This window comes from Stenotrophomonas sp. Ste86 (assembly GCF_024519465.1).
GTDB lineage: Bacteria > Pseudomonadota > Gammaproteobacteria > Xanthomonadales > Xanthomonadaceae > Stenotrophomonas.
Window position 1 is genome coordinate 53,015 of sequence record NZ_JALJRW010000017.1, and the last position, 22,096, is coordinate 75,110.

A 22,096-nucleotide genomic window follows, 5' to 3' on the forward strand; every position below is an offset into this window, starting at 1 on the left:
ACTGCAGTGACCCGGAAACTCGTACTGTTGCGCCACGGCCAGAGCCAGTGGAACCTGGACAACCGCTTCACCGGTTGGGTGGACGTTGAACTGACCGAACAGGGCCGCCGCGAGGCCGCCGCTGCCGGCCGCCTGATGCGTGAAGAAGGGCTGCAGTTCGATGTCGCGCATACCTCGGTGCTCAAGCGCGCCATCCACACCCTGCAGGGTGCCCTGGCCGAGCTGGACCAGGACTGGCTGCCGGTCAGCAAGAGCTGGCGCCTGAACGAGCGTCACTACGGTGGCCTGCAGGGCCTGGACAAGGCCGAGACTGCGGCCAAGCACGGCGAGGACCAGGTCAAGATCTGGCGCCGCTCCTACGACATCCCGCCGCCGGCGATGGACGTCGAAGACCCGGGCCATCCGATCCACGACCGCCGCTACGCCGGCCTGGACCGCAACGCGCTGCCGGGCACCGAATCGCTGGCGACCACGCTGGACCGCGTGCTGCCGTACTGGTTCGATGCGATCGCCCCGCAGCTCAAGGACGGCAAGACCGTGCTGGTCACCGCCCACGGCAACTCGCTGCGCGCGCTGTACAAGTACCTCAACCACGTCTCGCAGGAGGCCATCCTGGAGCTCAACATCCCGACCGGCATCCCGCTGCTGTTCGAGTTGAACGATGACCTGAGCGTGCAGTCGTTCCGCTACCTGGGCGACCCGGAAGCCGCGCGCAAGGCCGCCGAAGCAGTGGCGAACCAGGGCAAAGCGAAGTAACCCCGAAAGGCCGGCGCAAACCGGCCTTTTTGCTGGTAGAGCCACCCCATGGTGGCTGCCCACGATGCCGGATGCCGCGCAGCCACGCATGGCGTGGCTCTACCGCGGTGCCGGACGCCGCGCGGCCACGCGTGGTGGTTCCACCGTGGTGTCGGCCAGTTACCCACCCGGCCGGTGTGACCTTTGGCCGGTCCCCCACCGCGCCGGCCGCGCTACGCTGCTTGATTGCCCGTCATCCGGGCGATGTATCCATCTGTAGCCGGAGAGTCGAATGAAGTTTTCCAAGCTGGTCCCGCTGGGCCTGACCGTCGCCATCGCCGCCTCGCTGGCATCGTGCGGCAAGACCGATACCGCGCCTGCCGCGACTACCGACGCGGCCAAGCCCGCTTTTGACATGTCGCAGATCAAGACCCCGCTGATCTCGCTCAACAGCGCCGACCTGGACCCGGCCATCGCCGCCTGTACCGACCTCAACGGCTTCGTCAACAGCAAGTGGCTCAAGGCCAACCCGGTTCCCAACGACCAGACCACCTGGGGCAGCTTCGAAATCCTGCGCGAGCGCTCGCTGGAAGTGCAGCACGCGCTGGTCCAGCAGGCCGCCGCCGGCACGCCCAAAGCCGGCTCGGTGGAAGCCAAGATCGGCGACATCTGGAAGACCGGTTCGGACGAGGCGAAGATCGAAGCGGCCGGCATCACCCCGCTGCAGCCGCAGCTGGACAAGATCGCCGCACTGAACGACACCGCCGCCATTACCCGGTACCTGCGCGACAGCCAGGCGCAGGGCCAGGGCGTGCTGTTCTCGCTGTTCGCCAATGCCGATTACAAGGACTCGGGCAACGTCATCGCCTATGTCGGCCAGGGCGGCCTCGGCCTGCCGGAGAAGGGCTATTACTTCGACGCGTCGCAGGCCAAGATCCGCGATGCCTACGTGGCCTACATCGCGCAGGTGCTGACCCTGTCCGGCGTGGATGCCGAGCAGGCCAAGACCCAGGCCAAGGCCGTGCTGGACTTCGAAACCCGCCTGGCCAAGGCGTCGCTGTCGCGCATCGAACTGCGCGACCCGGCCAAGCGCTACAACCCGGTCAGCGCCGCCGAGGCGGACAAGCTCACCCCGAACTTCAGCTGGACCGCGCTGTTTGACACCCTGAAGGTGCCGGCCGCGCAGAAGTTCTCGCTGGCCCAGCCGGCGTTCTTCGGTGAAGTGGACAAGATGCTGGCCGACGTGCCGGCCGCCACCTGGCAGGCCTACCTGCGTTTCCACACCATCGATGACGCCTCGCCGTACCTGAGCAGCGCGTATGAGAAGGCCAACTTCGACTTCTACAGCACCACCCTGCGCGGCCAGAAGGAAATGCAGCCGCGCTGGAAGCGCGTGCTGGAATCGGTCAACGGCGCGATCGGCGAAGGCCTCGGCCAGCTGTACGTGAACGCGGTGTTCCCGGCTGACGCCAAGGTGCAGATGCAGCACCTGGTGGAGAACCTCTCGGTGGCGCTGAAGGCGCGCCTGGAAAAGCTGGAGTGGATGGGCGAAGACACCCGCAAGAAGGCGCTGGAAAAGTGGGCCAGCTTCACCCCGAAGATCGGTTACCCGGACAAGTGGCGTGACTGGTCGGGTCTTGAAACCAATGCCGACAGCTACCTGGGCAACATGCAGGCCGCGCGCGCGTTCAACTACCGCTACATGTTGAACAAGATCGGCAAGCCGGTGGACAAGACCGAGTGGGGCATGACCCCGCAGACCGTCAACGCCTACTACAACGCGACCAAGAACGAGATCGTGTTCCCGGCGGCGATCCTGCAGGCGCCGTTCTTCGACGCCAAGGCCGATCCGGCCTTGAATTACGGCGGCATCGGCGCGGTGATCGGCCATGAAATGATGCACGGCTACGACGACTCGGGCAGCCAGTTCGCCGCCAACGGCAACTTCGACAACTGGTGGACCGACAGCGACCGCAAGGCCTTCACCGGCCGCACCGACCAGCTGGTGGCGCAGTTCGACGGGTACGAGTCGCTGCCGGGCGTGAAGGTGAAGGGCAAGCTGACCCTGGGCGAGAACATCGGCGACCTGGGCGGTCTGACCGTGGCCTACGACGCGCTGCAGATGGCGTTGAAGGAAGACCCCAAGGCCAACGTGGCCGTGGACGGACACAGCCAGGACCAGCGCTTCTTCATGAACTGGGCCACCGTGTGGCGCCGCAACTTCAACGAAGGCGAGCTGCGCGTGCGTCTGAACACCGACCCGCACGCCCCGGCCAACTTCCGCGCCAACGGCGCACCGTCGAACATGCCGGCCTACGCGCAGGCGTTCGAGTGCAAGAGCGGCGATGCGATGGTGCGCGCCGACGACAAGCGTGTCGTGATCTGGTGACCGCACGCGGTTGAGTGAAACGAAAAACCCGGCGCAAGCCGGGTTTTTTGTGCCCTCGTACGTCGCCGGGCTTCATCGAACGCGTCAGCAAGATCGGCTGTCAGCGACATCGGACCCACCGGAACACGTGCCCAGCTACGCAAACGGCTTCAGTCAGCGCACTTCAGATAGGTCTTGCGCGTGTTCTTCCACGCCGCCACCGGATCGAAACCCGCCACCAACCCGCCGCCCTTGCCGGTGAACGCGGCCATGCCGTGGCTCATCATGTAAGTGGGCGTATAGCTCGGCGGCGCCAGTGTTTTGGTGATGCCACACAGTTCAGCCACGTAAGCCTGCGGATCGGCCATGCGCTGGGCGAGGGCAGCATTGAAACGCGCCAGCTGCGCTTCATCCACGCTGTCGGCCACGCCGGCTTTCAAGGCGCTGTAGGCGTCGTGGGCGCTGGTGTCGGCGACGCGTTGCTTGTCAAAGTGCGCAAACACGCCGGCCATGGTGAACAGGTCAGCGGCGTCGCGGTCGCGTCCGGCCTGCAGGCAGCGCGGCAACGCGGCCATCTGGTCGGCGGGAGAGTCGGCAGGGGTGATGCCCTTCAATGCCGTGCACGGCAGTTGCCGGCTCGGCTGCAGGTTGCCGGTGGTGTCGTGGCGGGTCACCTGGGCCTGGGCCAGCAGTGGCAGTGCCAGCAGCAGGATGCCCAGTGCGGTGGTAAGGGGTGCGTTTCCTTGCATGCGATGCGTCCTTGTCGATTGAAGCGGGGAGCCGACAGCGTCGCGCGCGGCAGCCCCCAATGCAAGCCCACGCGCCACTCAGGCCAGCGCCGGCGCGCGTCGCAGCAGTGCCTGGAAAGCGCCCAACAGGTACGGATCGACCAGGCCGCCGGCGGCCTCCTCGAGAATGCGCATCACCTGCTCGCGGTCCATCGCATCGCGGTAGGGGCGGTCGCTGGTCATTGCATCCCAGGCGTCGACGAGGGTCAGGATGCGTGCGCCGAGCGGTATCGCTTCGCCACGCAGGCCATCGGGATAGCCGCTGCCGTCGAAGGCTTCATGGTGCGCGCGGATCAGTTGCGCCACGTCGGCAGCATCGCTGCGGCCGGTAGCCAGGAAAATGCGTTCGCCGTGCAGGGGGTGCTGGCGCATGATCGCCTGCTCGGCATCGTCGTGGCGGCCGCTGCTGAGCAGCACGTCGTCGGGGATGCCGATCTTGCCGATATCGTGGAAGCAGGCGGCCAGCCCGATCCGGTCGCAGTGCGCCGGGTCCAGTCCGCAGTGGCGGGCCAGCGAGGTGGCCAGCAGACCGACGCGGTCGCAGTGGCGGCGGGTGTAGACATCGCGCAGTTGCAGTGACAGCGACAGCGCATCGATGGAGCAGGCCAGCGCGTGGCTGGGGTGCAGCGGGGAGAAATCGGTCACGGGAACTTCTTGCTGCGTCTCCCGGCGGCGGCTGCCGCCGGGAGACGGTGGAATCAATGCCGTTGCAGCTGGATGCCGTGCTTCTTGGCGTACGCGTCCTGGGCCGCGTCCAGGGCCTGCATTTCACCGTCGATCCGGTTGCCCACGGCCTGCAGCTTCTCGGCCAGCGGCATGATCTGCGCCTTGTCGTAGCCTTCCGGCAGCGCGGCCATTTCCAGCAGGATGGCGAACATTTCATCCGAGCTCTGCACGTAGGTGCGCAGCTTCTGGTGCACGTCCTTGGCATCGTCGGCCGGCGGCATCTGGTCGATCATGGCCAGGTACTGCTTCATCTCCGCGCGTGCACCTTCCAGGCCGGACTTGAACGTGGCCAGGCCCTTGCCTTGGCCCAGTGCCTTCTGCAGTTCTTCGCCGCGCGGGCCGATGGTCCACTGCTGCACGGTGGTGGCGGTGCCGTTCCACAGGGCGACGTTTTCGGTGAGGTATTCGCTGGCGGTCATGCCGCTGCCGCCGCCGCTGCAGGCGGTGAGCAGGGCCAGGCCGGCGGCCAGCAGCAGGGTGTGGAATCGTTTCAAAGCAACTCTCCTTGTCGCGGGCAATGAGCAGGAAAGACCCTCCGGCCCGCAGAAGCGGAGGGTCATAGGGGAATCAGTTGTAGAGCGTCAGCGCGGCGACAGCGTCAGCAGCAACGCCTTGGCGGCGCTGAAGCGATCTTCGGGCAACGGCAGCGGGTGCTTGATGCGCAGCTTGTCCGGGCCGTCCATCGTGTACAGCTTGGGCTGCTTCTGGATCATCTGGATCACCGCCATCGGATCGATCGTCGGCTTGGCTTCGAACACGATGCGACCGCCGTTTTCACCCAGCTCCAGCTTGCGCACGCCCAGCGTGTTGGCCTGCAGCTTGAGTTCGGCGATCGCGAACAGGTGCTTGGCCGGATCCGGCAGCAGGCCGAAGCGGTCGATCATCTCCACCTGCAGTTCGCGCAGTGCATCGGTATCGCGCGCGCTGCTGATGCGCTTGTACAGGGTCAGGCGGGTATGCACGTCGGGCAGGTAGTCGTCCGGGATCAGCGCGGGCACGTGCAGCTCCACCTCGGCACCGCGCGCTTCTTCGCCGGCATCCAGGTCGGGCAGCTTGCCCAGGCGGATGCTGCGGACCGCGCGTTCGAGCAGCTCGGTGTACAGGCTGAAACCGACCTCGGCCATCTGTCCGCTCTGGTCCTCGCCGAGCAGTTCGCCGGCGCCGCGGATTTCCAGATCGTGGGTGGCCAGGGTGAAACCGGCACCGAGCTCGTCCATCGAGGCGATCGCGTCCAGGCGCTTTTCCGCGTCCGGGGTCATCGCCCGCTTGTCCGGCACCACCAGGTAGGCGTAAGCGCGGTGGTGCGAGCGACCGACGCGGCCACGCAGCTGGTGCAGCTGGGCCAGGCCGAAGCGGTCGGCGCGGTTGATGATGATGGTATTGGCGTTGGGGATGTCGATGCCCGATTCGATGATCGTGGTCGACAGCAGCACGTTGTAACGCTGCTTCTGGAAGTCCAGCATCACCCGCTCCAGCTCGCGCTCGGGCATCTGCCCGTGGGCGATGCCGATGCGTGCTTCAGGCACCAGTTCGGCCAGGTCACGCTGCATGCGGCCGATGCTCTCCACATCGTTGTGCAGGAAATACAGCTGGCCGCCACGGGCCAGTTCGCGCTGGAACGCCTCACGCAGCAACGCGTTGTCCCAGGCGGTGATGAAGGTCTGCACTGCCAGCCGGTTCGGCGGCGGGGTGGCGATGATCGACAGGTCGCGCAGCCCGGCCATGGCCATGTTCAAGGTGCGCGGGATCGGGGTGGCGGTGAGGGTCAGCAGGTGCACGTTGGCACGCATCGCCTTCAGCGCCTCCTTCTGGCGCACGCCGAAGCGCTGCTCCTCGTCCACCACCACCAGGCCCAGGTCCTTGAACTTCACGTCCGGCTGCAGCAGGCGGTGGGTACCGATGATGACGTCGATGGTACCGGCGGCCACCTTCTCCAGCTCGGCCTTGATTTCCTTGGTGCTCTTGAAGCGCGACAGCACTTCCACGCGCAGCGGCCAATCGGCGAAGCGGTCGCGGAAGTTGCGGTAATGCTGCTCGGCCAACAGCGTGGTCGGCACCAGCACCGCAACCTGCTTGCCCGCACTGGCGGCGGCGAACGCGGCGCGCACGGCCACTTCGGTCTTGCCGAAGCCGACATCGCCGCACACCACCCGGTCCATCGGCTGGCTGCTGGCAAGATCGCGCAGCGTGGCATCGATCGCGGCGAGCTGGTCGGGGGTTTCCTCGAACGGGAAGCCGGCCGCGAACGGTTCGTACATCGAGCGGTCCACATGCAGTGCCAGGCCGGCGCGCGCGCGGCGGCGGGCCTGGATTTCCAGTAGTTCGGCGGCCACGTCGCGGACTTTTTCGGCCGCCTTGCGCTTGGCCTTGGTCCATTGCTCGCCACCGAGCGAATGCAGCGGCGCGGTTTCGGCCGAGGCACCGGAGTAGCGGCTGATCAGGTGCAGCTGGGCGACCGGTACGTACAGGCGGTCGCCCTTGGCGTATTCGATTTCCAGGAATTCGCCGGGCATGCCGCCCGCATCGAGCACGATCAAGCCACGGTAGCGGCCCACGCCGTGGTCTTCGTGGACGATCGGCGCGCCTTCGGTCAGCTCGCCCAGGTCGCGGATGATCGCTTCCGGTTCGCGGCCGACCCGGCGGCTGCGACGGGTGGTGCCGGCGCGCTCGGGGAACAACTGGCGCTCGGTCAGCACCGCGATCTGCGGCGCATCCAGCGCGAAGCCGTCTTCCAGTGGCGCCACGGTGATCGCAAAGCGCGTCTTGGCATCGGCCAGGAACGTCGGCAGATCAACCGCTACCGGCGGCTTCAGTTCGGCTGCCAGCAGCACTTCCAGCAACGCCTCGCGGCGGCCGGGCGAATCGGCGGCGATCAGCACCCGGCCCGGGTAATGGCCGATGAAGGACTTGAGCGCTTCGCCGGCCGGTGCATCACGCGCGGCCACCGGCAGCGGCGGCAACGGCTGGTCGCCCAGCGGCTGCGCGTCGGCGATGCGCGGGTGGTCGGCGTTCCAGATCTCGATGCGCGGCAGTGCATTGAGCTTGGCGCTCAGCGCCTCCGGGCTGAGGTACAGCTCCGAAGGTGCCAGCAGCGGCCGCTCCACGTCATGGCGGCGCTGTTCGTAGCGGTTGCCGGTCTGCGCCCAGAAGGACGCCGCGGCGTCGCCCACGCCCACGCCGACCAGCGGCAGCACGTTTGGCTGCAGGTAGTCGAACAACGTGGCGGTCTGGTCGAAGAACAGTGGCAGGTAATACTCGACGCCGGCCGGGGCCAGCCCGGCCTTGAGATCCTGGTACAGCGCGCTGCGCCGGGTATCCACGTCGAAGCGCTCACGCAGGGTGGCCAGCACCCGCGACACGCTCAGGTCGTCCAGCGGCACTTCACGACCGGGCAGCATCCGCACCGCGTCGACCTTGTCCAGCGAGCGCTGGCTTTCCGGGTCGAAGGCGCGGATCGAATCGATGTCCTCGTCCAGCAGCTCGATCCGCAGTGGCGCGTCGGCGCCCATCGGGAATACATCGAGCAGGCCGCCCCGTACCGCGAAATCGCCCGGGTCCATCACCTGCGGCACGTTCCGGTACGCGGCGGCCTCCAGGCGGCGCTTCTCCGCGTCCAGGTCCAGGCGCTGGCCGACCTTCAGGTCGAAGCTGCCACCGACGATGTACTTGAGCGGGGCCAGCTGCTGCAGCAGCGTCTGCACCGGCACCACCACGATGCCGCGCTTGAGCGAGGGCAACTGGTGCAGCGCGGCCAGGCGCTGGGAAATGATGTCCGGGTGCGGGCTGAAGGCGTCGTAGGGCAGGGTTTCCCAATCCGGGAACACCACCACCGGCAGGTCCGAGGCGCCGCCCAGCAGCGTGCGCAGGTCGGCTTCGATCTGGTTGGCGGTATGGTTGTCGCGCGCGATGAACAGCAGCGGCCCGTCATGGACCTCGGCCGCACGGGCGACGTACCACGCCAGCGCAGTGGCTGAAGCAGGAGCGCGCCACCAGGCGCGGAGCTGACCGGAACGTGGCAGCGGCGGTGCGGGATAGGAGGTGCGTGACATGAACCGGCGATTTTAGCAGACCGCGCGGTCAGGACCGTGTCAGCCCGCGGTGTTGCCGCTGGGCCTGCGCATCGCTCCGCTCACCGTTGCCCGTCCGGTGGCACAGCCCGGTAGGTACCGGCCGCTGGCCGGCACGCGCGCAAAAACCGTAGGTGCCGGCCGTTGGCCGGCACGCCGTCAGCTATCGAGCTCTAAAACCATGCGCACCAGGCCAGGCGTGCCCTGCGGATGCGGCACCGGCTTGAAGCCCAGCGAAGCAGCCAGCTGCTTCATCGGCTCGTTCTCTTCGGCGACGTCGCCGTACAACCGGTCCAGGTACTTGCCACGCGCCCACTTGACCAACTTGCGCATCAGCTGCCGGCCCAGGCCCTGGCCGACCAGGAACCGGCTGACCAGGATGGCGTACTCGGCCTCGCGGGTGCCCTGGATGATCGAGGCCCGCGCCACCGCCCCGACCACGGCTTCACCGGCGGGCAGGGACTCGGCCGCGACCAGGGTGATTTCGCTCTTGGGATTGGGGTGGGTCAGGCGCTGGGTGGTTTCCGGCGACAGCTCGGTCACCGACTGCAGGAAACGGTCGCGGATCTCCTCCGGCCCGAACAGGCTGAAGGCGGCGTGCAGCGGTGCCCCGTCTTCGGGGCGGATCGGGCGGATCAGCAGCTCGTGGCCACTGGGTGCCTTGAAAATCTCGTGCCAGGGCGGCATGCGGTTACGGGTAGCCATACCGGTGATTCCTAGGTGGTCTTCGGATTCTCGCATCCCCGGGGGCGGGTTCCGTGAACGGAACGCTCACGCCGTTCAGGGAGGCGCAGGGGCGCTCATTCGGCCTGTTTGAGCCACTGCAGGCGCGTGCTGGCGCCGGCTTCGCCGAGGAACTGCTTCAGCACCGGCATTGCCGGGGCCAACGCCTGGTCGAACTGCCACGGCGGGTTGAGCAGCAGCATGCCGCTGCCGTTGAGCCGCAGCGGTGAATCGTCCGGGCGCACCAGCAGTTCCACGGTCAGCACCGACTTCACCGGCAGCGCGCAGGCCTTGCGCAGGAAATGCAGGATGGTGCGGCGCTGCTTGATCGGGAACCAGATCGCAAAGCTCGCCTGCGGCCAGCGGCCCAGGATCTCGGTCACCGAGGCCAGGATGGCCTGGTACTCGGCGTCCTGTCCTTCGTAGGGCGGGTCGATCAGGACCAGCCCGCGGCCGATCTTCACGCCGTTGGCCTTGGGCGGCAGCAGCTTCCGGTTCTGGGCATAGCCATCGGCGTGGTACACGCCCACCCGGCTGTCATGGGCGAACAGCGCCTTCAGCGAGGCCACTTCGTCGTCCTGCACCTCGCAGACCGCCATGCGGTCCTGCTCGCGCAGGGTCTGGGCGGTCAGCAGCGGCGAGCCGGGGTAGCTGATCATCGCCCCGACCGGGTTGTCGGCCTGGACCGCCTTGAGATAGCGCTCGACCACCGCCGGCAGCGAGGGCTGGGCCATCAGCCGCATCACCCCGTCCTCGGCCTCCAGCGTCTTGCGGCTTTCCTCGCTGGCCAGCAGGTAGCGGCCGGCGCCGCCGTGGGTGTCCAGCACGAAGAACGGGCTGTCCTTGCGCTTGAAGGTGTCGAGCAGGGCAAGCTGCACGATGTGCTTGAGCACATCGGCGTGGTTGCCGGCATGGAAGGCGTGGCGGTAATTCATCGGCGCAGTGTACGGGGCGGCGGGCCCAGCGGCTATGCTGCGCGCATGAACCGCCCCCTGCACAACGTCCTGGTCGTCGAAGACGAAACCGCCATCGCCGACACCGTGCTGTACGCGCTGCGCAGCGAGGGCTATGGCGCCCAGCACTGCCTGCTCGGCGGTGGCGCGCTGGAAGCGCTGCGCCAGCAGGCCTTCGACGTGGTGGTGCTGGACGTGGGGCTGCCGGACATGAGCGGGTTCGAGGTCTGCCGCAGCCTGCGCACCTTCAGCGAGGTGCCGGTGATCTTCCTGACCGCGCGCAACGACGAGTTCGACCGCGTGCTGGGCCTGGAGCTGGGCGCGGACGACTACATGGCCAAGCCGTTCTCGCCGCGCGAGCTGGTCGCCCGGGTGCGCGCGCGGTTGCGCCGTAGCGGTACGTCGGTCGAGCAGGGTGGGTGGCAACAGCACGGCCGCTTCGCCATCGACCGCGAGGGCCGCCGTATCCGCTTCGCCGAGCAGCCACTGGAGCTGACCCGCTACGAGTACGCGCTGATGGCCGCGCTGCTGCAGCGCCCCGGCGCCATCCTCAGCCGCGCGCAATTGATGGACCGGGGCTGGGACACCGACGCCGACAGCGCTGATCGCACGGTGGATACCCACGTCAAGACGCTGCGCGCCAAGCTGCGCGCCGCCGGTGCCGACCCTGATCCGATCCGCACCCACCGCGGGCTCGGCTACGCGCTGGAGGTCTGAGCGATGCGGCTTGGCCTCAAATTGTTCCTGGGCTTTTTCCTGATCGTGGGCATCGCCGCGTTCTTCGTGATGCGCATCTTTGTCAACGAAGTGAAGCCGGGCGTGCGCCAGGCGATGGAGTCGACGTTGGTCGACGCGGCCAATGTGCTGGCCGAGATGGCCGCCGCCGACGTCAAGGCCGGCACGATCGGCAACGGCACCTTCGTGGCCAACCTGGCCCGTGCGCAGCGCCGCGACCCCAAGGCGATGGTGTGGCGTTTCCCCAAGCGCACGCTCGACTACCAGGTGACCATCACCGATGCCAGGGGCATCGTGATCTACGACTCCACCGGCCAGGGCGTCGGCCGCGACAACTCGCGCTGGAATGATGTCTACCGCACCCTGCGTGGTGAATATGGCGCACGCTCCAGTCCGGAAACCCCCGGCGATGACACCCACTCGGTGATGCACGTGGCCGCGCCGATCCACGATCCGTCCGATGCCAAGCGCCTGATCGGCGTGCTCAGCCTGGCCCAGCCCAACCGCAGCATCGATCCTTTCATTGCGGCCAGCCAGCGCGCCATCATGAAACGCGGGGCGTGGTTGATCGGCTTGTCGGCGCTGATCGGTCTGCTGATGACCGCCTGGCTGATGCACGGGGTCAACCGGCTCAACCGGTATGCCAAGGCGGTCAGTGCCGGCGAACCGGTGCCCCCGCCCAAACCGCGTCGCGACGAGATCGGCGACCTCGGCCAGGCGCTGGAAACCATGCGACGCAAGCTGGAAGGCAAGGCCTACGTCGAGCAGTACGTGCAGTCGCTGACGCACGAAATGAAAAGCCCGCTGGCCGCCATCCGCGGCGCGGCCGAGCTGCTGCAGGAGCCGCTGCCCGATGCCGACCGCGTGCACTTCGCGCGCAGCATCCAGGGCCAGGAACAACGCCTGACCGAAACCATCGACAAGCTGCTCGCGCTGGCCGAAGTGGAACAGCACGGGTGGCTGCAGAAGCGCGAGCCGATCGACCTGGGCCTGCTGCTGCGCAGCGCCGCCGATGCGGTGGCCATGCGTGCGCAGACCGTCTCGGTACGCGTGGACGTGGAGGTGCCCGACGGGTTGGTGATCCAGGGCGATGGCTACCTGCTGCGGCAGGCGCTGAACAACCTGCTGGAAAACGCGCTGGCCTTCTCCAGCGCCGAGGCCTGCGTGCAGCTCAGCGCGGCGCGCGAGGGCGAAGGCGTGGTCCTGCGCGTGGCCGATCGCGGCAGCGGCGTGCCGGACTACGCGCTGGAGCGGGTATTCGAGCGGTTCTACTCGCTGGCGCGCCCGGCCACCGGTCTGCGCAGTTCCGGGCTGGGGCTGTCGTTCGTGCAGGAAGTAGCGCGCCTGCATGGTGGCCGCGCCCAGTTGCGCAACCGCGAAGGCGGCGGTGCCATCGCCTCGTTGTGGCTGCCGTGGCGCGACCCGGCCGCGCCGATCCGGCGCTGAGCCCCGGCGGGCCGCGCACTTCACACAGACTTCAAACTCAGCACAAACCCCGCACACCACCACCCCCGAAGCTGGCCCCCTCCCAACCGAGGACGGGCCATGAAATCCCTGAAGATGCTGTTGCGGTTCGCCATTGTCGGCGGGCTGATCCTGTTGCTGCTGATCCCGCTGATGATGATCAAGGGCGTGATCAGCGAGCGCGAGGCCTACCGCAACGAGGCCTATCTGCGCGTATCGCAGAGCCGCGCGGGTGCGCAGACCCTGACCGGCCCGGTGCGCGTGGTGCCGTGGACGGAGACCCGCGAAGTGGAAGTGGTCGACGCGGCCGGCAACAAGACCAAGGGCGTGCAGACCGAGCAGAGCTACTGGCTGCAGATGCCGTCCAGACTGCAGGTCGATGGCCGGATGCAACCGGACGAGCGCCGTATCGGCCTGTTCCGGGTGCCGGTGTACAGTTGGAACGCGAAGATCACCGCCGAGTTCACCGACGACGATTACCCGATCAAGGAAGGCCGCGTGTACGGCACGCCGTACCTGGCGGTGGGCATCGCCGACGTGCGCGGGCTGGTCGGCTCGCCCAGGCTGCAGGTCGACGGCGCCGCACTGACCCTGCAGCCGGGCATCGGCGAGGTCACCGGAATGGGCAAGGGCCTGCACGTGCCGTTGCGCGGTTTCGACACCCCTGCCGGTGGCGTACTCAAGGCCAGCACGCTGGAACTGGCGCTGGTGCTCGATGGCACCCGCTCGCTGGCGGTGGTGCCGGTGGGCGATGACAGCCGCATCTCGATCCAGTCGCCGTGGCCGCATCCGTCGTTCGGCGGCAGCTTCCTGCCCAACCAGCGCACGGTCGGCGAGCAGGGCTTCGAGGCGCAGTGGGCGGTGTCGTCGCTGGCCTCCCAGGCACAGCGCCAGCTGCGCGAGAGCAAGGACGTCGAGCCGGAGACGGTCAGCGTCGAGCTGGTCAATCCGGTGGACATCTACACCCAGGCCGATCGCGCCAGTAAGTACGGCATCCTCTTCATCCTGCTCACCTTCGTCGGCTTCATCCTGTTCGAGCTGATCAAGCGGCTGCGCATCCACCCGTTGCAGTACCTGATGGTGGGCCTGGCGCTGGCGATCTTCTTCCTGCTGCTGCTGAGCCTGTCCGAGCACATTCCGTTCTGGCTGGCCTACGTGGTTTCGGCGGTGGCCTGCATCGGCATACAGGCGGTGTACCTGTCCGGCGTATTGAAGAGCTGGGCACGCGGGCTGGGCTTTGCCGGCATGCTCACCGTGCTGTACGGCGCGCTGTACGGCCTGTTGATCTCGGAGAACAACGCGCTGCTGATGGGGTCGCTGCTGCTGTTCGGCGTGCTGGCCACGGCGATGTGGATCACCCGCAAGATCGACTGGTACGAAGTCGGTGCGAGCCTGAAGTAAGGAGTACGACATGAGCTGGCGCCAAGGGTTGCGGCAACGCGCGGGGCAGGGCATTCCCGCGCTGCTGGAAGTGGATGCACTGCTGCAGGCCAGTGGCGTGCTGGCGGCCTTGCCGGGGGCGCGGATCGCCCCCGGCCTGGTCCGCTTCAAGCTGGCCGAGCGCACCTGCGAAGGGGTGCAGCGCCAGGGACTGGCGTGGTTGTCCGGGGCGCGGCAGGGACGCGGCGCGCTGGGCGGACGGGTGCCGCGCTACCGGGAATGGAAGGCCGGTAGCGCGGCATTGACCGAGATCGGCATCGATGGCCTGCCAGCGGATTGGCCGGCACACGCAGCGGTATTCGGCTGCACCAGCGTCGATCGCCGCCACTGGTTGTTGCTGTTGCCGGCACACGCACAGCTGTGGCTGGGCTGGAATGGTTGAGCGCGTTCCCGCATGCATGACCGATGGGACGGGGGCACGGCGCGCGTGCTGGCTAGACTCAAGGCCTTGACGAGTGATGCCGAAAGGCCGGGGTACGACGTGCTGAAGTGGGGCGTGCTGGCGATAGCGCTGGCGATGGGTGGCAATGCAATGGCGCAGCAGCGTGAGGCGGTAGACCTGGACATGGTCAGCCGTATTCGCCAGGAAGCCTTCCATCGCTCGCAGGTCATGGCCACCTTCAGCCACCTCACCGAACGGATCGGCCCGCGCCTGACCAATTCGCCGGCCATGCGCGAGGCCAACCGCTGGAGCCGCGGCAAGTTCACCGAATGGGGCCTGGTCAACGTCCGCGACGAAGGCTTCGACGCCTTTGGTCGGGGCTGGGAGTTCAGCAGCGCCACCGTGGAAATGCTCAGCCCGCGCGTGGCGCCGCTGTACGCGCTGCCCAAGGCGTGGACGCCGGGCACCAACGGCAGCGTCGAAGGCGAGGTGGTCAAGGTCGACATCAAGAAGATCGCCGACCTGGAGCAGTACAAGGGCAAGCTGACCGGCAAGATCCTGCTGCTCAACGACGCACGCGACTACGCGCGCGCCAGTCAGTCCGATTCGCACCGTCACGATGATGCCGGGCTGGCCGAGCTGCAGGTGTTCGCGGTGCCCAAGGACGTGGCCGACGCCAAGGCCGACCGCGCGAAAAAGGCCAAGGAGTACCTGGAGAAGCAGGAACTCGCGCGGGCCACCAACGCCTTTTTCGCCGAGCAGGGCGTGCTGGCCACGATCAGCATCAGCGGCTGGGACAACGGCATCATCCGCGTGGGTGGCGGCGGTTCGCGCAAGGCTGGCGAGCCGGTGGGCGTGCCCGAACTGGCGATGATGGCCGAGCACTACAACCCGTTGGTGCGTGCGGTCGAGCAGAAGCAGCCGGTCAAACTGCGGGTCAACGTGGAGGCCCGCTTCACCGATGCCCAGGACCAGCCGGGCTACAACACGCTGGCCGAGATCCGGGGCAGCAGCAAGGCCGATGAGATCGTCATGCTCGGCGCGCACATGGATTCCTGGCATACCGGCACCGGTGCGGCCGACAACGCCGCTGGCGTGGCGGTGATGATGGAAGCCATGCGCATCCTCAAGGCGGTGGGCGCCAAGCCCAGGCGCACCATCCGCGTGGCGTTGTGGAGCGGCGAAGAGCAGGGGCTGGTCGGTTCGCAGGACCATGTGTCCCGGCATTTCGCCCACTACCCCGAACCGACCGACCCGGCGCAGAAACTGCTGCCGGCCTCGATGCGCGAACCGACCGGCGCGCTGCAGCGCCAGCGCGATTACGACAAATTCTCGGTGTACTTCAACATGGACAACGGCTCGGGCCGCTTCCGCGGCATCTATGCGCAGGAAAACCTGGCGGCGGTGCCGATCTTCGAGGCCTGGCTGGCCCCGTTCCACGACATCGGCGCCACCACCGTGGCCACCCGCAACACCGGCAGCACCGACCACATCGCCTTCGACCGGGTCGGCCTGCCCGGCTTCCAGTTCATTCAGGACCGGCTGGACTACTTCACCAACGTCCACCACAGCAACCTGGACACCTGGGACCACGCCGAGCCGGAGGATCTGAAGCAGGCGGCGGCGATCGTGGCGTCCTTCGTCTACAACGCGGCGATGCGCGAGGAAAAGATGCCGCGCAAGCCGTTGCTGGCGCCCTGAGCGGGGTGGGGCGCGGGCTGCGATGGGGCCGCCTGCGCCAAGCGTGACGGGCGATTCCCCGGTTTCCGGCCGGGACAGGTAAAATTGCCGGGATTCCAGCTTCCCGCCTCGAGCCCTCCATGACCTGCCGCACCCGTTTCGCCCCGAGTCCCACCGGTTACCTGCATATCGGCGGCGCCCGCACCGCGCTGTACTGCTGGCTGGAGGCCCGTCACCGCGGCGGCGAATTCGTGCTGCGCATCGAAGACACCGACCGCGAGCGCAGCACCCAGGGGGCGATCGACGCGATCCTGGAGGCGATGGACTGGCTGGGCCTGGGCTACGACGAGGGCCCGATCTACCAGACCCAGCGCGTGGCCCGTTACCTGGAAGTGGCCGAGCAGCTGGTCGCCGACGGCAAGGCCTACTACGCCTACGAGACCCGCGAAGAACTGGACGCGATGCGCGAGGCGGCGATGGCCAAACAGGAAAAGCCGCGCTACAACGGTGCCGCGCGCGACCTGGGCCTGCCGTACAAGGACGACCCGAACCGCGTCATCCGCTTCAAGAACCCGCTCGAGGGCACGGTGGTGTTCGACGACCTGATCAAGGGCCGCATCGAGATCGCCAACAGCGAGCTGGACGACATGGTGATCTTCCGTCCGGACGGCTTCCCCACCTACAACTTCGCGGTGGTGGTGGACGACTGGGACATGCGCATCAGCGAGGTCATCCGCGGCGACGACCACATCAACAACACCCCGCGCCAGATCAATCTGTACGAGGGCATCGGCGCACCGGTGCCGAAGTTCGGCCACATGCCGATGATCCTGGACGAGCAGGGCGCCAAGCTGTCCAAGCGCACCGGCGCGGCCGACGTGATGCAGTACAAGGACGCCGGCTACCTGCCCGACGCGCTGCTCAGCTACCTGGCCCGCCTGGGCTGGTCGCATGGCGACCAGGAGCTGTTCAGCCGCCAGGAACTGATCGATCTGTTCGACGTGACCCACTGCAATTCCAAGGCCGCGCGCCTGGACATGGCCAAGCTGGGCTGGGTCAACCAGCACTTCCTGAAGACCGAGCAGCCGGCCGACATCGCCCCGCACCTGGTCTACCAGCTGAACAAGCTGGGGCTGGATCTGGCCGCCGGCCCGGCCCCGGCCGACGTCGTGGTGGCGCTGCGTGACCGCGTGCAGACCCTGAAGGAAATGGCCGAGAAGGCGATGGTCTGGTACCAGCCGCTCACCGACTACGACGAGGCGGCGGTGGCCAAGCACTTCAAGCCGGGCGCGGAACTGGCGCTGGGCAAGGCCCGCCAGCTGTTGGCTGCAGCCGGGGAGTGGACGGTGGAGAGCGTGTCGGCGGCCCTGCACGATGTCGCAACGGCACTGGAGATCGGCATGGGCAAGGTCGCCCAACCGCTGCGCGTGGCCATCACCGGTACCCAGGTGAGCCCGGATATCTCCCAGACCGTGTTCCTGGCCGGCCGTGAAGAGGCCTTGAAACGCATCGACGTCGCACTCACTAAAGTACCGACGGCCTGACCACAGGAGACCGCGCATGCCTGCCAAAACCGCTTGTACCGCCCCGCACCACCACGTCCACGACGCATCCGACTTCGTGAAGGTGGTGGAACGCGTGTGCGCCGAGCGGGGGCTGCGCCTGACCCCGATCCGCGCCAACGTGCTGCGCCTCATTGCCGAGGCCGGCAAGCCGGTCAAAGCCTATGAACTGCTGGAGTGGGTGCGCAATGGCAAGGGCGTCGGCGCGGATGCGCCGCCGACCGTGTACCGCGCGCTGGATTTCCTGATGGCCAATGGTTTCGTGCACAAGCTGGAATCGGTGAACGCCTTCGTGGCCTGCCACCACCCCAGCAGCGCGCAGCATTCGGTCCCGTTCCTGATCTGCAACAGCTGCCACAGCGCGGTGGAACTGGAAGACAAGGAGATCGTCAGCCAGCTGGAGAAACGCGCCAAGGAGCTGGGGTTCCAGCCGCAGGCGCAGACGCTGGAAGTGCACGGCCTGTGCGCGCGCTGCGCCGGCTGAGCCCGCTGCAGCGCACCTGATCCGATACACCGGTAGTGCCAACCCATGGTTGGCAGCCCGTAGACCGGCACCTGTCCAGATCCACCGCGAATACGGGCAGCACGCAAAGAGCAGCCATGCATGGCATGGCTCTACCGGGCCGCCGTATCCACCTTCACCACCACCGACATGCCCGGGCGCAGCCGCTTGGCCAGCGGCTGGTCCGGGTCGATGGAAATGCGGATCGGCAGGCGCTGCACGACTTTGGTGAAGTTGCCGCTGGCGTTGTCCGGGCGCAGTACGCTGAACTCCGAGCCGGTGGCCGGGGCGATCTGCTCGATGTGCCCGTGCAGCTTTTCACCGTCGAAGGCATCCACCTTGAACGAGGCGGGCTGGCCGATGCGCATTTTCCAGGTCTGCCCTTCCTTGAAGTTGGCCACGACCCACAGCGTATCCGGCACCAGGAACAGCAGCTGCGAGCCGGCCGTGACGTACTGGCCCAGGCGCACCGAGGCTTCGCTGATCTGGCCGTCGCGCGGGGCATGGATGACCGTGTTGGCCAGGTCGATCCGGGTCAGTTCCAGCTGTGCCTGCGCGGTTTCCACGCGCGCTTCCAGGCTCTTGCGTGCCACCTGGGTGGAGGTCAGCATTTCCTCGGCGATGCGGATCTGCGCCTGCGACTGCAGCACTGCCGCCTGTGCCGACTGGGCCCCGGTACGCAGCTTGTCGCGGTCGCTGAGCGCCACCAGTTGCTGCGCGGCGAGGGCTTCATAGCGCTTGAGCTCGGTGCGCGACCGCGCCAGCTCCGATTGGCCGGCGACAAGGTTGGCCTGCGCGGCACCGATCTGCGCGCGGTTCTGCGCCTGGGCCTGGTCGGAGTTGGCCAGTGCGGCCTTGGCACTGTCCAGATCGGCCTGGGCCTGCGCCACTTTTTCCTTGTAAATGCGGTCATCGACGCGCACCAGCGGGTCGCCCTGTTTGACGTGCTGGAAATCCTTGACCAGCACCTCGGTGACATAGCCATTGACCTGCGGCGCCAGCACGGTGATCTGGCCGCGCACGTAGGCGTTGTCGGTACTCACCCGGGTGCTGTCGAACGGCCACAACGACCACGCGCGCAGGATCAGCGCGATGCCCAGCAGCGCGATCACGATCATGATCACCACGCTGCGGGTGCTCGGCTTGAGGTACTTGGGCGCGCTTGGCGGCGGTGCCGCTCCCGGCGCGGCCGCGTTGCTGGCGGGGGCGGCATCGGTCGGCGGGGCCGGGTTGACGTTCTCGGGTGCGCTGTCGTCGCGGGTTGGGGGCGTGGGCATGGGGGGACTCATCGGGGCGGTGCGGGCAACGGCGCCGCGACTGAAGGGGAAGAGGGGGCGGGGTGGCGCTTGCGCCACTGCTTGAGGACGGCGGTACGCACCGACAGCAGCAGCAACCAGCCCAGGAAGCCCAGCGCGACAGTGCCGCTGAGCCGGAACACATCATTGAAGGCGCGCACGTTGGCTTCGCGGCGGGCGGCTAGCGCCAACTGCGCCGTGCCCTGCGCACTGCGCTGCACCGGGTCGGTGATCAACCCGGCGTAGAGCTGCTGTTGTTGTTTCAGGCGCTGTGCGACCACGCCGTCGGCCGGGTCGAGCTGGCTGACCAGTGCGCTGGAATACAGCTGCTCGCGGTGCAGCTGGTAGGTGCCCAGCACCGCCGAGCCGGCCAACCCGCCCAGGGTCTGGGTGATCGACAGGGTGACCAGGAAGGTAATCATGTGGTCCACGCCCTGCTTCAATGCCTGGGTGATGCCGAGCATGATCAACGGCCCCATGAACATGCCGGCGCCCACCGATGCCAGGAACTGGCTGGCGTAGAAATCGTGCGGGCGGTCCAGGCTGGTGCGGCTCTGGTCGAGCAGGGCCGCGCTGCCGAGCAGCAGAATGGCCATCAGCAGCTGGGCGATGATGCGCTTGGGGCCGAAGGTGAGCGAGGCGGCCGCGATGCCGGTGACCACACCGGCCAGGATCACCCCGAACAACGGACGCATCTGGTCCGGCCCCATGCCCAGCTGGCGCATCAACCCGACCACGCCGTACGACTGTTCGGTGGTGAGAAAGCGGATCAGGAACGCGCCGACGATGAAGTGCAGCACCGGCAGGCTGGCCAGCCAGCGCGTCTGCAGCAGCGGGTTGCGCCGGTAATGCTCGAGGATGAAGCCGGCGGTGGCCAGCGCGACGGAGGCCACCAGCGCCCACCCCAGCCACGGCGTATCCAGCCACCAGCGCACATAGCCCTGGGCCAGCACCACCACCAGCAGGCCCACTGCCGGGGCGAGCAGGGCGAAGGTGAGGAAGTCCAAAGGCTCGAATGCCTTGATCTGCACGCCCGGCGGCAGCTTCAACACCACCACCGCGGCGAACGCGCACAGGGCCAGCCCGGCCTCGAACAGATACAGGTTGTGCCACTGGCCGGTGTCCACCAGCCCCGGCGACACCAGCCAGGCGATCGGCACCGCCAGCTGCGAGATGCCCACGCCGATCACCAGCAGGTTGCCGGTATATTTGCGCGGCAGCGACTGCAGCATGTACAGCGTGCCCAAGGTGCTGCAGGCAGCGCCGGCGAACCCGCTGGCCGCGCGGGTCAGTACGGTGGTTTCATAGCTGCCCACGAACAGATGCAGTACCGCCAGCGCCGCATACAGGCCCAGGCCGATCTCGGCGAACAGGCGGATGCCGTATTGCTGGCGGAACTTGAAGGCGAGCAGGTTGGCGGTGACATTGACCATCGCATAGGCGGCCACCAGCCAGCTGCCCTGCGCCGGGGTCAGGCCGAGCTGGCCCTGCATGAAAGGCAGGTTGGCGGTGACCAGCGCATTGCCCAGGCCACCGGTGATGCCCACCAGCAGCGCCACGGCGGCATAGGCCACGCGCCGGTGCCAGGGATGCCACGGCATCGACGCCGAGCCGGGCAGCGTCGGCTTCTCGTGGTCTTCCCAGTCCGGGATGGGTTTGAGGTACTGCGCCATCAGCCCTCCGCGTCGACGGGTCCCTGCAGTCCGGTACGCAGCAACTGCAGGGCGCGCGCCACCAGCTTGGCCCGCTCTTCGCGGGACTTGCCACGCAGCGCGGCTCCCAGCATGCCTGAGATCAGTGAAATGTCCGTCACCTGCAGGTCCGCACGGCACAGACCCGCGGCGATCGCGCGCTGGATCGGTGCTTCCAGCAGGCCCCAGATGGTGTGCCGGGCGGCCTTGATGGCAGGGTCATCGGGGTCCACCGCGCGCCAGTAGTCCGACAACGCCGGCGACTGCACGATGCGGGCGGCCATGCCTTCGAGCACTTCGAACAACGCATCATCGCGCTCGCCCAGGCTCTGTACCTGGCGGTTGATGCGGGCCACCGTGCGCTGCAGCAGCGCCTCCACCAGCGCGGTGCGGTCGGGGAAATTGCGGTAGAGGGTGGCGCGGCCGACCTGCGCGCGTTCGACCACCAGGTCGAGCGGGGCGGTGACGCCATGCTGCCCGAACACCGCATCGGCGGCATCCAGGATGAGGGCACGGCGGGCAGCCGCATCGGCGCGTTGGGAAGTCATGGGGCATGATCGGACAATCATGTCCGCAAGGAAAGTGTCCGCCGCGCCATCGCAGCATGCCGGTGGGCGCCTGCTCGGCAAGATCAAGGCGGGGTGAAGCCCGGCGCTGACGGTGGGGCAGTGGGTAGAGTCGAGCCGTGCTCGACTGCCAAACTGCGCGACGGCAGCATCATCTCGACGAAACCGGCGTTGCTTCAAGCCTTGCCGCGCTGCGCGCCGGCAGCGGGCAAACCGTTGCCTCTACCGGCGGAAAAAAGCGTTCTTTGTTCCTATGCGGGGCGAGCAGAAGTGTGCTTTGACCCTTTCCAGGCGCGGCGGTCGGCGGGCCGGGCGCTGGGCGCCCATGCCCTTTCCGGCGAATGTCCCCCGGCCGCCCAGCGGCCGGGGGACATTTGCGCCAGGGGCCTACCGGCTGCTAAGGGGCCCTCACGCTCGCG

18 protein-coding genes are annotated in these 22,096 nt (G+C 67.6%); 9 read left to right on the forward strand and 9 right to left on the reverse strand.

The genetic code is table 11. The annotated features are described in order from the left end of the window. Window positions 1–6 precede the first annotated feature (6 nt). Both gpmA and NR101_RS14600 read left to right on the forward strand, forming a co-directional pair. Complete coding sequence (gpmA, locus tag NR101_RS14595) at window positions 7–756, forward strand: 2,3-diphosphoglycerate-dependent phosphoglycerate mutase (RefSeq protein ID WP_256776457.1); 750 nt, start codon at window positions 7–9, stop codon at window positions 754–756. A 271-nt stretch (window positions 757–1,027) separates the two neighbouring features. Next, entirely contained in the window at window positions 1,028–3,124 is a 2,097-nt protein-coding gene (locus tag NR101_RS14600; protein ID WP_256776458.1) for a M13-type metalloendopeptidase, read from the forward strand. Between the two features lie 149 nt (window positions 3,125–3,273). Here the strand turns inward: NR101_RS14600 and NR101_RS14605 are convergent, their stop codons facing one another. The 6 genes from NR101_RS14605 to rlmJ form a co-directional block, all read right to left on the reverse strand. Beyond that, window positions 3,274–3,852 carry a hypothetical protein gene (locus NR101_RS14605; RefSeq protein WP_256776459.1) on the reverse strand — a complete coding sequence of 193 codons (579 nt, stop codon included), beginning with the start codon at window positions 3,850–3,852 and terminating at the stop codon, window positions 3,274–3,276. Window positions 3,853–3,930: 78 nt separating this feature from the next. Continuing rightward, complete coding sequence (locus NR101_RS14610; protein WP_256776460.1) at window positions 3,931–4,536, reverse strand: HD domain-containing phosphohydrolase; 606 nt, start codon at window positions 4,534–4,536, stop codon at window positions 3,931–3,933. 53 nt (window positions 4,537–4,589) lie between these two features. Then, window positions 4,590–5,111 carry a hypothetical protein gene (locus NR101_RS14615; RefSeq protein WP_256776461.1) on the reverse strand — a complete coding sequence of 174 codons (522 nt, stop codon included), beginning with the start codon at window positions 5,109–5,111 and terminating at the stop codon, window positions 4,590–4,592. A gap of 87 nt (window positions 5,112–5,198) precedes the next feature. Beyond that, window positions 5,199–8,666 (reverse strand): transcription-repair coupling factor, encoded by a 3,468-nt coding sequence (gene mfd / locus NR101_RS14620; RefSeq protein ID WP_256776462.1) that lies wholly within the window; start codon window positions 8,664–8,666, stop codon window positions 5,199–5,201. Between the two features lie 177 nt (window positions 8,667–8,843). After that, window positions 8,844–9,389, reverse strand: a complete 546-nt coding sequence (locus tag NR101_RS14625) for a GNAT family N-acetyltransferase (protein WP_038689569.1) — start codon at window positions 9,387–9,389, stop codon at window positions 8,844–8,846. A 95-nt stretch (window positions 9,390–9,484) separates the two neighbouring features. Further along, complete coding sequence (gene rlmJ, locus NR101_RS14630; RefSeq protein WP_256776464.1) at window positions 9,485–10,342, reverse strand: 23S rRNA (adenine(2030)-N(6))-methyltransferase RlmJ; 858 nt, start codon at window positions 10,340–10,342, stop codon at window positions 9,485–9,487. A gap of 45 nt (window positions 10,343–10,387) precedes the next feature. Here rlmJ and creB point away from each other — a divergent pair, with 45 nt between their 5' ends. The 7 genes from creB to NR101_RS14665 all read left to right on the forward strand — a co-directional run bounded on the left by creB (window position 10,388) and on the right by NR101_RS14665 (window position 18,107). Further along, complete coding sequence (gene creB, locus NR101_RS14635; RefSeq protein WP_256776465.1) at window positions 10,388–11,077, forward strand: two-component system response regulator CreB; 690 nt, start codon at window positions 10,388–10,390, stop codon at window positions 11,075–11,077. Between the two features lie 3 nt (window positions 11,078–11,080). Beyond that, window positions 11,081–12,541 (forward strand): two-component system sensor histidine kinase CreC, encoded by a 1,461-nt coding sequence (gene creC / locus NR101_RS14640; protein WP_256776466.1) that lies wholly within the window; start codon window positions 11,081–11,083, stop codon window positions 12,539–12,541. A gap of 99 nt (window positions 12,542–12,640) precedes the next feature. Further along, a complete protein-coding gene (gene creD, locus NR101_RS14645) occupies window positions 12,641–13,960 on the forward strand; it encodes a cell envelope integrity protein CreD (RefSeq protein ID WP_256776467.1) in 1,320 nt (439 codons plus the stop codon). A 10-nt stretch (window positions 13,961–13,970) separates the two neighbouring features. Then, window positions 13,971–14,381 (forward strand): hypothetical protein, encoded by a 411-nt coding sequence (locus tag NR101_RS14650; RefSeq protein ID WP_256776469.1) that lies wholly within the window; start codon window positions 13,971–13,973, stop codon window positions 14,379–14,381. A 99-nt stretch (window positions 14,382–14,480) separates the two neighbouring features. Then, the gene (locus tag NR101_RS14655) at window positions 14,481–16,082 is read left to right on the forward strand and encodes a M20/M25/M40 family metallo-hydrolase (RefSeq protein WP_256776477.1); all 1,602 of its coding nucleotides are present in this window, start codon (window positions 14,481–14,483) and stop codon (window positions 16,080–16,082) included. 119 nt (window positions 16,083–16,201) lie between these two features. Then, on the forward strand, window positions 16,202–17,605 hold the full coding sequence (gltX, locus tag NR101_RS14660) for a glutamate--tRNA ligase (protein ID WP_256776471.1): 1,404 nt from the start codon (window positions 16,202–16,204) through the stop codon (window positions 17,603–17,605). A 16-nt stretch (window positions 17,606–17,621) separates the two neighbouring features. Further along, complete coding sequence (locus NR101_RS14665; RefSeq protein WP_256776472.1) at window positions 17,622–18,107, forward strand: Fur family transcriptional regulator; 486 nt, start codon at window positions 17,622–17,624, stop codon at window positions 18,105–18,107. Between the two features lie 131 nt (window positions 18,108–18,238). On the opposite strand, the gene NR101_RS14670 is transcribed toward NR101_RS14665, so the two are convergent. Genes NR101_RS14670 through NR101_RS14680 form a run of 3 tightly spaced genes read right to left on the reverse strand, consistent with a single transcriptional unit; the run spans window position 18,239 to window position 21,659 of the window. Continuing rightward, the gene (locus tag NR101_RS14670; protein ID WP_256776473.1) at window positions 18,239–19,402 is read right to left on the reverse strand and encodes an HlyD family secretion protein; all 1,164 of its coding nucleotides are present in this window, start codon (window positions 19,400–19,402) and stop codon (window positions 18,239–18,241) included. Between the two features lie 8 nt (window positions 19,403–19,410). After that, on the reverse strand, window positions 19,411–21,096 hold the full coding sequence (locus NR101_RS14675) for an MFS transporter (protein ID WP_306175562.1): 1,686 nt from the start codon (window positions 21,094–21,096) through the stop codon (window positions 19,411–19,413). Further along, entirely contained in the window at window positions 21,093–21,659 is a 567-nt protein-coding gene (locus tag NR101_RS14680; protein WP_128095414.1) for a TetR/AcrR family transcriptional regulator, read from the reverse strand. The genes NR101_RS14675 and NR101_RS14680 overlap by 4 nt, the downstream gene beginning before the upstream one ends. Window positions 21,660–22,096 lie beyond the last annotated feature (437 nt).